Raw genomic sequence first — 12,262 nt, 5'->3', positions numbered from 1 at the left:
AGGGTGTTGCCGAGAATCGTCCGGTGGCTGCTGTGGACATGCCTGGGACTTGCGGTCAGCAACGGCGCCGGGGCGCAGATTCTGGAAGTCAGCGCCGCAGACGTCAGCGGAGCAGGCTGGACGGCGCAGCACCCGCGTGTGACGCTGGCCACATCGGCCCAGGGCGACCAGTTGCGTCTGGCGGTGGGTGTCGTGCGGGCGGGCAGGCGCAAGCTTTGGCGGCGTGCCCGATTGCAATGCGGGCTCCGGACGACGCAGGGTTGGGCGTGTCGTCGGGGCCATCTGGTGGTGGACGGCAGCCCCTGGGGCGCACTGCATGGCGATGGGCAAGTACAGTTGCGGTGGGTGGGCGGCAGTGGCCAGGCCGTGCTGGCGGTGCGTGGTGTGCAATTCGGCAGCGCCCGGGTGCAGGCGCAAAGTACCGCCGCCGGACAGTGGCATCTGACGGGTGCGGGTAGCCTGCCGGTCGCCGGTCTGGTGCGCGCCTTCACCCTGCTGCCCGCCTCCTGGCAGACTTCGGGGCAGGCCCGGTGGCGAGTCCGGGCGCAGGGCGCAAGCTGGGCACAGGCCCGTCAGGTGGCCTTTGAACTGCAGGGCAGCCAGCTCCAGTTCGGCAGCCCGGACGGTTTGCAGGGCGCCCAGGGTGTCGCATTGCAGCTCCGGGGGGCGGGTGTCTACAGCGGGCGGTGGCATGGCAGCGCCCGGCTGCGCTGGACCGCAGGGGACGTTCTCTGGAGTCCGTGGTACTGGGCGGCCCCCGCAGAACCGGTGCAGGTACAAACCAACTGGCAACAGACGTCCAAGGCTTGGCAACTGGACGAGGGAAGCCTCCGTTGGCCCGGCCTCGGGCAGGGCGGTTTTGCGCTGTACTGGCCGACCCAGGGCGGACTGCTGCGCTGGCAGATCCGGGATATGAATGTGGCCATGGCGCCCCTGTATGCGAACTGGATCAAACCGCTGACCCTTCCCGGAGGTCTGGCGGCCGGGTTGCAGGCCTCGGGGCAGGTGCGGTTTTCCGTGGCGGGAGAAGGAGGGCTGAACGCGCTGCGATGGGATCTGCGCAATGCGGCCGTTTCCAGCCCGAACAGGCTTCTTGCGGTGACCGGCGTGAATAGCCGGGGCGCATGGAGTCGTACCGGTAAAATTTCCGCTGCCACACTCCGTTGGCAGTCGGCGGCGCTCTATCGTATCCCTGTGGGTCCGCTGCATGCGGATCTGGTGGTCAATCCCCAGGGTTTCCATCTGCAGCAGCCCTTTACCCTGACCATGTTGGGGGGCGCACTGCATTTCCGGCAACTGGCGGCGCGTTGGGCGGGGCCCCGATCGGGTTTCAGCATGAGCGGCGACCTGCAGGGGGCCAGCATGGCCCAGCTGACCAGGATCATGCACTGGCCGCCGTTTACCGGAACGGTGTCGGCGACCATACCGGAGCTGCAGTATCATGCGGGGGATCTCAGCACCAGCGGCGCACTTTCCGCCCACGTATTTGGTGGTACAGTGCGAGTGCATGACCTGCACGTTGAGAATTTCTTTGGCGTTTTGCCCCTGTTGCGCGCCAACATCGAGATTTCCGGGGTGCGCCTGAAGCCTCTGACCAACGCTTTTCACTTCGGCTACATCAGCGGCGTACTCGATGGCGACGTAAAAGATCTCGCCCTGCTGAACTGGTCGCCGGAGGCCTTTGACGCGCAGTTCCATACGGTTCCCGTTCCTGGCGTACGTCAGGAAATCAGCTACGCTGCGGTCCAGAGCCTTACCCGACTGGGTGGAGGTGACGGCATCGGCGGATTTTTTCAGGGCCTGTTTCTGCGGATGTTCAAAACCTTTGCTTATGCGCATTTGGGGATGGGGGTGCGGCTCAGGCATGGTGTTGCCGAATTGTCCGGAGTGGGGATCGAAGATTCCGGTTTTGTGATCCTCCAGGGCCAAGGGCTGCCCAGGGTGGATATAGTGGGGTACAATCGCCGGGTAAATTGGAACGAACTGCTGGCGCGTCTGCAAACCGCCATGCGCAGTGGCGCCCAGGTTCAGACAGGAGAGTAAGCATTATGACGAGGCAGGATTGGCTGAAAACGCAGGGCTGGCGCAGTGTGCTGGTACTGGGGTTGCTTATGGCGCTGTCCGCTTGTGTGACCGTCAACATTTACTTCCCGGCTGCAGCGGCACAGAAGCTGGCGGATCAGGTGGTCGGCGAGGTGTATAAGGCCGCCGCCAAAGGCGCCCTGCTGGCTCCGGTTGCGCCCGCCGTATCGGTACCCGCGCCGCCGGCGGCCCCCACACGGTCCGCAGCCCCAGCCAGCAACGCCTTGAGCATGGCATCCCCCTACCATGCGGCCAGCTACCTGCTCGCCATGGGCTTCTCCGCCATCAGTGGCACGGCGGAGGCCGCCGCCAACCTCGATGCTTCCAGCCCCGGAGTGCAGTCGGCCAGGGCGCAGCTCGAGGCGATAGCGGCGCAGATGCGCCCTTATTTTGTCAGCGGCGCCGTGGGTTTTACCGCCAATGGTCTGGTTGCTATCCATGATGCCGCGGCCGTGCCCCTGCAGCAGCGGGCGGCCCTGAATGGTCTTGTGAACAGCAATAACAGCGCACTCAGCAACCTCTACCAGCAGATCGCTGATGCCAATGGTCATCCCGAGTGGGAGGGTCAAATTCAGCAGACGTTTGCCCAGGCCTGGATCAACAAGGCACCGGCGGGATATTGGTATCAGTCGCCCAGTGGTCAATGGCAGAAGAAATAGCCACTGCCTTGCAGAATGTGCTGGTTTTCGACATCGAGACGGTGCCCGACGTTGCCGGCGGGCGGCGGACGCATGGCATTGAACTGGCGGACGACGCGGGCGTGGCGGAATTGCTGCAGCACCAGCGTCGCATCGAAACCCAGGGCGCAACGGAGTTTCTGCGCCCCTATCTGCACCGGGTAGTCGCTATTTCCGCCCTCTGGTGGCAGGGCGGACAGGTCAAGCTCAGCAGTTTCGGCAAGGTGGACGACGACGAGGCCGCTCTGGTCACGGCCTTTTTCCAGTTCATTCAGCGCCATGCCCCGCAACTGGTATCCTGGAATGGCGCGGCCTTTGACCTCCCGGTGCTGCATTATCGGGCCCTGCTCCACGGCATTCCTGCCGCCCGCTACTGGGAGCACGGCGAACAGGACCAGAACTATCGCTGGAACAATTACACCAGCCGTTACCACGAGCGCCATCTCGACCTCATGGATGTCCTCTCCGCCTATCAGGCGCGCAATGTCGCCCGTCTCCAGGACATCGCGTTGCTGCTGGGGCTGCCCGGCAAGCTGGGAATGAGCGGTGCGGAGGTCTGGACCCATTATCAGGCAGGGGAGCTGGCGGGCATTCGCCACTACTGCGAAGTCGATGTGCTCAACACGGCCCTGGTCCACCTGCGTTTTGAACTGACCCGCGGGCATCTCGACAGATCGGCTTATGATGTTTGCCAGACCCGGTTGCGGTCTTACCTGCAAGGCCGGGACGAGGCCCACGTCCAGGAATTTCTCACCCTGTGGCCAGAGAATCTGCATGTCGCGTCCCAAGCCCATTCATAACGCTCAGCCTGAGCAAGTGTTCATCGAAAGTCTGGATACCGAGGGACGCGGAATTGCCCGTGTGGAGGGCAAGGTACTGTTTGTCGATGGGGCGCTGCCCGGCGAGCGGGTCTGGGCACGGCGTACCCAGAACCACAAGAGCTTCGATCGTGCCGAGTTGCTGCAGGTGGACAAGGCGTCCTCCCTGCGGGTGTCGCCGCCTTGTCCTCACTTTGGTGTCTGCGGGGGTTGCAGCCTGCAGCATCTGGAACCGGCGGCGCAGGTGGCCATCAAGCAAAGACAGCTGGAAGATCATCTCTGGCGCATCGGCAAGGTCCGCCCCGAACGCGTCCTGCCACCCATTCATGGCCCGAGCCTGGGCTATCGCAGCAAGGCACGGCTCTCGGTGCGCACGCCGAAAACCCGGGGTGCCATGGTGGGTTTTCGCGAACGCAACAGCAGTTATGTCGTGGATATGGGGCAATGTCTGACCCTCGACCCCCGCGTCGGGCAACGCATTCTGTCCCTGCGGACGCTGATCGGGCAGATGCAATCGCCCCAGGATTTCCCGCAGATCGAAGTGGCGGCCACGCCGGATGCCGTCGCGCTGGTGTTTCGTCACATGCGGCCGCTGGCGGAAAGTGATCTGCAGCACCTGCGTGCTTTTGGTGAGCAACACGACCTGCAGATATGGTTGCAACCGCGCGGGCCCGAGACCCTGTATCCCTTGTGGCCGGAGCAGCCGGAGCCTCTCCATTACGACCTGCCGGATTATCGGTTGCGCCTGCGTTTTGATCCCCTGGTCTTCACTCAGGTCAATCAGGCGGCGAATCAGGTGATGGTGCGCCGCGCCATGGCGTTGCTGCAACCACAACCGGGGGAGCACATTCTGGACCTCTTCTGTGGGCTCGGGAATTTTACCCTGCCCATCGCCCGACTGGGAGCGCAGGTGCTTGGCATCGAAGGGGATGCCCGGCTGGTCGCGCTGGCTGCGGAGAATGCCGCCGCCAACGGCCTGGCGGATAAAGCCCGGTATGCCGTAGCCGATCTCACCCAGGCCCGGATGGAAGATTTTGCTCCGGCGGGCGCCATCGACAAAATGCTCATCGATCCGCCCCGCAGTGGAGCCATCGAAGTGTTGCGCAGTCTGACTCCCGGCGTCCGCCGTCTGGTGTATGTCTCCTGCAATCCGGCGACCCTGGCCCGTGATGCCGAGTATCTGGTACACGAGCGCGGCTATCGTTTGCGAGCGGCAGGCGTCGTCAACATGTTTCCCCATACTGCCCATGTCGAATCCATTGCCCTCTTCGAACGCTGAGCGGCCCGCGCGCTGGCTCTGGGTGGATGTTTCCGCCCAACGCCTGCATGAAATGCACGGCGCCGAATCGCGCGCCGAGTATGTCGTATCCACGGCCCGTAAGGGGCTGGGCGAAGAGATCGACAGCGGATGCACACCGCGCGGCTGGCACGTAGTGCGCGCGCGCATCGGCGCCGGCCTGCCCGCGACGGCCATTCTGCGCGGCCGGCGCTGGACCGGTACCTGTTACAGTGCGGAGTGGGCGGCCGGCCAGCCGCATCGGGACTGGATTCTCGGGCGCATCCTCTGGCTCTCGGGCAGCGAAATGGGTTTTAATCGTGGTGGCCTTCAGGATACCTTTCGCCGTTATATCTACATCCATGGCACAGCCGATGTGGACCATCTCGGTCAACCGGTATCTGCAGGCTGCGTGCGGATGGCGCCCGATGCGGTATGCGCCCTCTTCGCCGAATGTGCCGTGAATACCCCCGTTTTTGTCGGCCTGCAGCCACCGCTGCACTTCCCCCCGCTGAGGATGTCCTGAATGGCCTGGCTCCGTTTCCCCCGTTTCCGTCGCGCCGTGAACGTGTTCAATCCAAAGTTGTTCGAAAACCTTTCGCTTGCGGCCTTTCTGGCCTGGGTCGGCCTGGGTTCGGATGCCTTGTCTTCCTCCGCTTACGGTCCACCGGAAATCTATTATGCCCTGAAGGGCCATGAATATCTGGCCGTCTTCCTGGCCATCGGCATCCCGATTTCGGTGTTTGTCATCTCGGCGGGTTACCGACAGGTCATCGCCCTGTTCCCCGATGGTGGTGGCGGATATCACACTGCGTCCACCCTGTTAGGGCCGAAAGCGGGCCTGGTGAGTGGCGCTGCGCTGATCGTCGACTATGTCTTGACGGCGGCGATTTCGGTGGCGTCGGGTACCGAGGCGCTGTTGAGCACCATGCCCGCCTCCTGGTACAGCGAACGCATCCTCCTGGATGTCGCGATACTGTTGTTCCTGATCTTCATCAACCTGCGCGGCATGAAAGAATCCATCAAGATTCTGCTGCCCATCTTTATGGCCTTCATCCTGACCCACACCATATTGCTCGGCTGGGGCCTGCTGAGTCATGTAGGCTCCGTGCCGGACATCGCCTACAACACCGTTGCGAGTGTTCGGCAGGATAGCATGCAGTACGGCTGGATATTCATCGTGGCGCTGATATTGCGGGCCTTCAGCCTGGGAGGCGGCACCTATACGGGTTTGGAGGCCGTAGCCAACGGCGTGCACATCATGCGTGAACCGCGTGTGCAGACCGGCCAGCGCACGATGACCCTGCTGGCGACCTCGCTGTCCTTGGTCGCCGGCAGTCTGATCTTTTTGTACCTGATGTATCAGGTGCATGGCCAGCAGGGTCAAACCCTGAATGCCGTGCTTTATGGCGCGATTACGCGGGGGTGGACGGTGGGGGGAATCCCCTTCGGCCCGACGGCGACACTGCTTACCCTGATTACCGAGGGCCTGCTCCTCTTCATCGCCGCCAACACGGGTATCATCACGGCGCCCATCGTCATGGCGAATATGGCCGTCGATCGTTGGCTGCCGGAGCGTTTTTCCTACCTGTCGGATCGCTTCGTGTCCCGTAACGGCGTGTTGCTCATTGGTTTCGCGGCCGTAGTTATCCTGCTGATAACGGGGGGGCATGTCAGCATTCTGGTAGTACTGTACAGTATCAACGTATTCATCACTTTCACCCTGACCATGGCGGGATTGAGTCGGCACTGGCTTGCCCAGCGCGACAAAGATCCACTCTGGCGGGGCCGGCTTACGGTCAGTGCTCTGGGCTTTGTGGTCACGGCCTCCATTCTCGCCATCACCATTTTCGAAAAATTCGATGCCGGCGGCTGGTTCACCCTGCTGATCACCGCGATTGGGGTGGGTCTAGGGTACCTGATCTACCGCCATTACAAGAGTATCAGCAAAATCACCGCCGAACTGGATGAGACCATGCTGGACGTGGTGCCCGAGCATCTGGAGTCCGGCCCCAACCTGCCCCTCGATCCGCGTGGCGCCACTGCCGTATTTTTTGTCAGCCGTTTTGACGGATTGGGGCTGCATACCCTGCTGACTGCGCACCGTATGGTCGGCGGCTTCGTCAAGAACTATGTATTCCTGCTCGCGGGCATCGTGGGTCAGGGCGAGTTCAAGGGTATCAAAGCGCTGGAGGACCTGAAGGTATATGTGGAAACCGAGGCCAACCAGTATATGGCCTTTTGCCGCAATGAAGGGATGGCGGCGACCTGGTTCGCCACCTATTCCACCGACCGTATCCTGGCGATGGAGGAACTGGCCAATGTCGCCATTCGCTATTTTCCGCAGAGTATCTTCTTTGCCGGGCGGGTGATTGACACGTCTGCGCAGGGACCCTTCCATGGGTTGCTGCACGATGAAGTCAGCTTCATCGTCCAGGATCGCCTGCAGCATGACGGTTTCAGCATGATGATCGTGCCCGTGCATGTGCGCGGTATTCCGAGCAAGCCGCCGAATATCGTTCTGCCCATTTCCATGTCGCCCGATCTGGAGTTGGTGCAGAATGAAGAGGTAAAAAAAGAAGAAGCCAGGGTTCGCGCCGCAGCCAAGGCGCAGGCCACCACCCAAGCGAATATACAGGAGTCTGCCCCCCATGCCGGTACGGAATGAACGGCGGCACCCTGCGCGGGGCCCGCTGATGGTCGATATCGCCGGCCTGCGGCCCACGGCCGCCGAATGCGCCATGCTGCGCCAGCCTGCCGTCGGCGGTGTCATCCTTTTTGCCCGCAACTGTGCGGACGCCGGACAGGTGCGTGCCCTGTGCGCGGAGCTGCATGCCTTGCGCACCACTCCCCTTCTTGTCGGGATAGATCAGGAAGGCGGACGGGTACAGCGTCTGCGTGCGGGGGTGACGCGCTTCCCGCCCATGGCGACCCTGGGGCGTCTGGCGGATCGTGACGGGTTGGAGCGTGCGCTGGTGGCGGCCGAAGACTGGGGCCTTCTGCTCGGTACGGAACTTCGGGCTCTCGGCGTTGATCTGGATTTTACCCCCTGCGTGGATCTGGATCGCGGTATCTCTGCGGTGATCGGCGATCGCGCCATCCACCGCGATCCCGTATGGGTGGGCGCTATTGCGGCAGCACTCTGGAAGGGTATGGCCCGGACCGGCCTGCAGGGGGTCGCCAAGCATTTTCCCGGTCACGGGGCGGTGGCCGCAGACTCTCATCTCGATTTGCCGCTGGATGATCGTCCGTTCAGCGCCATTCAGGAAGACCTCCAGCCCTTTGCGGCCCTGATCGCCGCCGGAATTCCGGCGATCATGCCCGCGCATTGTCTGTATCCCCGGGTGGATGGTGAACACCCGGCCGGATTCTCTCCGCGTTGGTTGCAGGACGTTCTCCGTAAAGAGATGGGCTTCACCGGTGTGGTGGTCAGTGACGACCTCAGCATGGCGGGTGCCCATGGTGCGGGCGGCGTGGCGGCCCGGGTGGATGCGGCGCTGACGGCGGGCGCCGACCTGTTGCTGGTCTGTAATGATCCGGAAGGTGCGGAAACCGCCATCGCGCATGTACGGTCCAGGGATGCACTCCCGACCGGTGACCGCCTGGAGCGTCTCGCCGGTAACGCCGCCACGGCCGCCCTGTCCGCGGCTGACCGGGTGCGCTGCCTGCAGCAGATCGAAGAATTACGGGCGCTCGCCCCCGGATACACTGACTGATGCACGACCCAGAATGTTAACCCCTTGTTTTTCCCGCGTCGCGTATTAGAATACGCCCTCACCTTTTACTCCTTGTTCGGGCGATGGGCGTCCGGACTCCGCAGTGAACCACAAGGAGCAACTTTTGCGTCATTATGAAATTGTGTTTCTGGTCCATCCTGACCAGAGTGAACAGGTCCCCCAGATGATCGAGCGCTACCGCGGCATGATCGAGAGCGACGGCGGGCATTTTCATCGCCTGGAGGACTGGGGCCGCCGGCAACTGGCCTACCCCATCAAGAAGGCCCACAAGGCACACTATGTGCTGATGAACATAGAGTGCAGCAGTGTTGCGCTGGCTGAACTGGAAGACGCTTTCCGCTTCAACGACGCGGTATTGCGCCATCTGATACTGGCCCGCGATGAAGCCGTCACCAGTCCTTCCTTCCTGGCCCGCGATGAGACTGACCGTCGGGAACGCAGCGAAGAGACCGCCGAAGGCGAAGGCGAACCGGATCACAGCGCTAACGAAGCCGTAGTGACGGCTTAATCTAAGGAGATTTCAGATGGCATTTAATCGGGACAGAGATCGGGATAGTGGTGATGGCGACAAGCGTGGCGGCGGCAGCAACTTTACCCGCCGTCGCAAGTTCTGCCGGTTCCGGGCGGAAGGGGTCAAGGAGATCGACTACAAGGATCTGAAGACCTTGCAGGCCTATGTGGGCGAGACGGGCAAGATCGTCCCCAGCCGGATTACCGGAACCAGCAACCTCTATCAGCGGCAGTTGACCACTGCGATCAAACGCGCCCGTTTTCTGGCGTTACTGCCCTACGTCGTGCGTTAAGGCGCCGGCGCTCCGGTGGCGGTGCAGCCAGGAGGCGGAGTCCTCCGCTGGTTTCTCAGCGGACGCTGGCAAGCTGGTGTCAGTATTGCTGTACTGTTCAGCGCGGCGGGCCTGATTCCCTTTCTTGCTGGCCCGTTGCTGCTCAACTGCGTCGCTCTGGTGGCGCTGGTTACTCTGCAGGCGGGACGCAGGGAGAGTCTCGAGGTGCTGGTGATTGCCGGAATCGCCTCCGCACTGTTCACGCTGAACCCATGGTATGGTGTCGCCTTTGCGCTGGTAGCCTGGTTGCCGGGACGGCTCTTGGGAGAGGGTTTGCAGTGGGACGTAGGTGGGGCGGGGTGGTCTGGGTGGTCATCGGCTTGTCTCTCCTGACGCTGGTGCTCCTGCTCTGGGCCATACCGCAGGGTACGGGTCCAGGCTTCTGGCAGGCGCAGATGGGGCACTTGCTGGCACCGGCGCGTAAGGACCTCAGCGCGACGCAGCGTCAGGTCCTGGGCGATATGGTTCGTCTGATGCCGGGGATCCTCGCTGCGGTCATGGCGCTGCTCTGGGCGCTGGCGGCGGTGATGGCCAGTCGCTGGCGCGAACGGTTTCAGGGTATTGTGGTGCCGCAACGGGTGTTTCGCGACTGGGTGCTGCCAGAGTGGCTGATCTGGTTGCCGGTGGTGACGGGGTTGGGTTTTTTCCTGCCACATGGCAGCGCATGGGCGGTACAGAACCTCGCCATTCTGGTCGGTGGGCTGTACCTGCTGCAGGGACTGAGTTTGGTGCACCTGTGGTTCGCGTCGAGGGGCTGGCCCCTGATCGCGCTGGCGGCTTTTTATATCGGACTGATCCTGCTTTCGCAGTTCCTGCTGGTGGTCAGTGTGCTAGGTATTCTGGACCGTGTTTTTCACCTGCGCCGACGGCTTGCCGGGCCGCGGTCCTGATGGCGGTTTTGCAGAGAATTTTTGGGAGGAATTTGAAATGAAAGTGATTTTACTGGAACGTATCAACAAGTTGGGGCGTCTGGGCGATGTGGTCGAAGTGCGCCCGGGTTACGGGCGTAATTTCCTGGTGCCGCAGGGCAAGGCCGTAGTGGCCAACCAGCGCAATCTGGAAGATTTTGCCGCCCGTAAGGCGGCGCTGGAACAGGTGGAGGCAGAACGCCTGCTAGCCGCGCAACAGCGCGCCGCGGCGCTGGCCGATGCCATGGTTACGATTGCCCTGCAGGCGGGCGAGGATGGTCGTTTGTTCGGCTCGGTGGGCCTGCATGACATCAGCGCGGCTCTGGCGGCCCTGGGTCACGAAGTGGCTCATTCCGAAATCCGTCTGGCGGGAGGGCCGATCAAACGGATCGGCGAATTCCCGGTGCGTGTGCATTTGCACCCGGAGGTCGAACTGGATGTGATGGTCTTCGTCGAGCGCGCCTGATCCCAGGCCCGGGCGTGTCTGATTCGGCAGACTACGGCGGCGGGGTCAAGGCCCCGCCGCACTCTATTGAGGCGGAGCAATCCGTCATCGGCGCCCTGCTGATCGACCCCGAGACGGCGGAGCAGGTCACTGAGGCGGTGACGGCCGAAGATTTTTATGAGCGTCGCCACCGCCAGATTTTCCAGGCTATCAGCGCCATGCTGGGCGCCGGGCGGGCGGTGGACGCCATCACGGTCTCCGAGTGGTTGCAGGATCATGAGCAGCTCGCCGATGTGGGCGGGGTGCAGTATCTCCTCATGCTGGCCAACGAGACACCCTCGGCGGCCAATGTGCTCGCCTATGCGCGGATCGTGCGGGAGCGGGCCACCCTGCGTGACCTCATTCGGGTCGGTCGGGAAATTGCCGAGCTTGCCTACCGCCCGGAAGGGCGGCAGGCTCAGGCCTTGTTGGACGAGGCCGAAAGCCGGGTCTTTCATCTCGCCGAAGGACAGCAGCGAGCCGGTGAAGGCTTCCAGCAACTCAAGGATGCACTTCCGGCGGTTATCGACCGGATCGAGACCATCGCCCGCGAGAGGAAGGGCGTCACGGGGCTGTCCACGGGCTTTGCCGATCTGGACGAGAAAACCTCCGGCCTCCACCCGGGCCAGCTCGTTATTGTCGCGGGCCGTCCGAGTATGGGAAAAACCTCTTTCGCCATGAATATAGCGGAGCATGTCGCCTGTATCGAAGGCAAGCCTGTCGCGGTCTTCAGCATGGAAATGCCGACCGACGAGATCGTCCTGCGCGCGCTCTCGTCGCGGGGGCGGGTGGATCAGCACCGCCTGCGCAATGGCAGCCTGGGTAATGACGATTGGCCGCGCATCGCCCACGCCATCGGTGAGCTCGGCAACGCGCCCCTGTTCGCCGACGATTCTGCCGCGCTGACCCCGACGGATTTGCGCTCGCGGGCGCGTCGGTTGAAGCGGGAGCATGGCCTGGCTTTGATCGTGGTGGACTATCTGCAACTCATGCAGGTGCCGGGACGGGGTGATAACCGGGTCGCCGAGATTTCCGAGATCAGCCGCTCGCTCAAGGCGTTGGCCAAAGAGCTGTCGATCCCGGTCATTGCCCTCTCCCAGCTCAACCGAAGTCTGGAAAATCGTACCGAGAAGCGTCCGCAGATGTCCGATCTGCGCGAATCCGGCGCCATTGAACAGGATGCCGACCTGATCCTCTTCCTCTATCGCGATGAGGTGTATTACAAGGACAAGGAAGAGGTGAAGGGCATTGCCGAGGTGATCATCGGTAAACAGCGCAACGGACCCATCGGGACGGTTCGGATGAGTTTCTTCGGTGAATATACCCGTTTTGAGAATTATGCGCCGTCCGGGGATGGCTTCGGGCATTAGTTGCCTGCACCAGGCCTGATCATCGGCGTGCCGTCCATGTATTTTTTCACGGGATTTTCTCGCGCGTT

Annotated in this window: 13 protein-coding genes; all 13 read left to right on the top strand. The window is 62.5% G+C overall.

The annotated features are described in order from the left end of the window. Positions 1-3 precede the first annotated feature (3 nt). The 13 genes from AFE_RS12995 (at position 4) to dnaB (ending at position 12,194) form a co-directional block, all read left to right on the top strand. Positions 4-2,043, top strand: a complete 2,040-nt coding sequence (locus AFE_RS12995) for a hypothetical protein (RefSeq protein ID WP_012607543.1) — start codon at positions 4-6, stop codon at positions 2,041-2,043. Positions 2,044-2,048: 5 nt separating this feature from the next. After that, positions 2,049-2,741 carry a DUF1318 domain-containing protein gene (locus AFE_RS15830; RefSeq protein ID WP_012537416.1) on the top strand — a complete coding sequence of 231 codons (693 nt, stop codon included), beginning with the start codon at positions 2,049-2,051 and terminating at the stop codon, positions 2,739-2,741. After that, the gene (locus tag AFE_RS12985; RefSeq protein ID WP_012537415.1) at positions 2,726-3,559 is read left to right on the top strand and encodes a 3'-5' exonuclease; all 834 of its coding nucleotides are present in this window, start codon (positions 2,726-2,728) and stop codon (positions 3,557-3,559) included. The genes AFE_RS15830 and AFE_RS12985 overlap by 16 nt, the downstream gene beginning before the upstream one ends. Next, complete coding sequence (gene rlmD, locus AFE_RS12980; protein ID WP_009564760.1) at positions 3,534-4,856, top strand: 23S rRNA (uracil(1939)-C(5))-methyltransferase RlmD; 1,323 nt, start codon at positions 3,534-3,536, stop codon at positions 4,854-4,856. Before AFE_RS12985 ends, rlmD begins: the two co-directional genes overlap by 26 nt. Beyond that, the gene (locus AFE_RS12975) at positions 4,837-5,379 is read left to right on the top strand and encodes a L,D-transpeptidase (protein ID WP_226833929.1); all 543 of its coding nucleotides are present in this window, start codon (positions 4,837-4,839) and stop codon (positions 5,377-5,379) included. Before rlmD ends, AFE_RS12975 begins: the two co-directional genes overlap by 20 nt. After that, complete coding sequence (locus tag AFE_RS12970) at positions 5,380-7,521, top strand: APC family permease (RefSeq protein WP_012537413.1); 2,142 nt, start codon at positions 5,380-5,382, stop codon at positions 7,519-7,521. Beyond that, complete coding sequence (nagZ, locus tag AFE_RS12965; protein WP_012537412.1) at positions 7,505-8,569, top strand: beta-N-acetylhexosaminidase; 1,065 nt, start codon at positions 7,505-7,507, stop codon at positions 8,567-8,569. Before AFE_RS12970 ends, nagZ begins: the two co-directional genes overlap by 17 nt. Before the next feature lie 124 nt (positions 8,570-8,693). Continuing rightward, positions 8,694-9,098: a 30S ribosomal protein S6 gene (gene rpsF / locus AFE_RS12960; RefSeq protein WP_009562431.1), complete on the top strand. Its 405-nt coding sequence runs from the start codon at positions 8,694-8,696 to the stop codon at positions 9,096-9,098. 16 nt (positions 9,099-9,114) lie between these two features. Further along, positions 9,115-9,393, top strand: a complete 279-nt coding sequence (rpsR, locus tag AFE_RS12955; RefSeq protein ID WP_009562432.1) for a 30S ribosomal protein S18 — start codon at positions 9,115-9,117, stop codon at positions 9,391-9,393. 15 nt (positions 9,394-9,408) lie between these two features. After that, entirely contained in the window at positions 9,409-9,765 is a 357-nt protein-coding gene (locus AFE_RS16865) for a hypothetical protein (protein ID WP_012607540.1), read from the top strand. Further along, positions 9,732-10,322, top strand: a complete 591-nt coding sequence (locus AFE_RS16860; protein ID WP_236608967.1) for a DUF2232 domain-containing protein — start codon at positions 9,732-9,734, stop codon at positions 10,320-10,322. The genes AFE_RS16865 and AFE_RS16860 overlap by 34 nt, the downstream gene beginning before the upstream one ends. 37 nt (positions 10,323-10,359) lie before the next feature. Then, the gene (gene rplI / locus AFE_RS12945) at positions 10,360-10,806 is read left to right on the top strand and encodes a 50S ribosomal protein L9 (protein WP_012537411.1); all 447 of its coding nucleotides are present in this window, start codon (positions 10,360-10,362) and stop codon (positions 10,804-10,806) included. Between the two features lie 14 nt (positions 10,807-10,820). Then, on the top strand, positions 10,821-12,194 hold the full coding sequence (gene dnaB / locus AFE_RS12940; protein ID WP_012537410.1) for a replicative DNA helicase: 1,374 nt from the start codon (positions 10,821-10,823) through the stop codon (positions 12,192-12,194). Positions 12,195-12,262: the final 68 nt, after the last annotated feature.

Origin of the sequence: Acidithiobacillus ferrooxidans ATCC 23270, from assembly GCF_000021485.1 — a bacterium.
Classification (GTDB): domain Bacteria; phylum Pseudomonadota; class Gammaproteobacteria; order Acidithiobacillales; family Acidithiobacillaceae; genus Acidithiobacillus; species Acidithiobacillus ferrooxidans.
Note: the sequence above shows the minus strand (reverse complement) of the source record. Positions and strands in the feature narration are given on the sequence as shown.

What these genes read in the sequence shown, in the direction of transcription:
- rpsR (WP_009562432.1), top strand. Translation starts at nt 9,115, where the DNA reads ATGGCATTTAATCGGGACAGAGATCGGGATAGTGGTGATGGCGACAAG.
- rplI (WP_012537411.1), top strand. Translation starts at nt 10,360, where the DNA reads ATGAAAGTGATTTTACTGGAACGTATCAACAAGTTGGGGCGTCTGGGC.
- AFE_RS12970 (WP_012537413.1), top strand. Translation starts at nt 5,380, where the DNA reads ATGGCCTGGCTCCGTTTCCCCCGTTTCCGTCGCGCCGTGAACGTGTTC.
- nagZ (WP_012537412.1), top strand. Translation starts at nt 7,505, where the DNA reads ATGCCGGTACGGAATGAACGGCGGCACCCTGCGCGGGGCCCGCTGATG.
- AFE_RS15830 (WP_012537416.1), top strand. Translation starts at nt 2,049, where the DNA reads ATGACGAGGCAGGATTGGCTGAAAACGCAGGGCTGGCGCAGTGTGCTG.
- AFE_RS12985 (WP_012537415.1), top strand. Translation starts at nt 2,726, where the DNA reads ATGGCAGAAGAAATAGCCACTGCCTTGCAGAATGTGCTGGTTTTCGAC.
- rlmD (WP_009564760.1), top strand. Translation starts at nt 3,534, where the DNA reads ATGTCGCGTCCCAAGCCCATTCATAACGCTCAGCCTGAGCAAGTGTTC.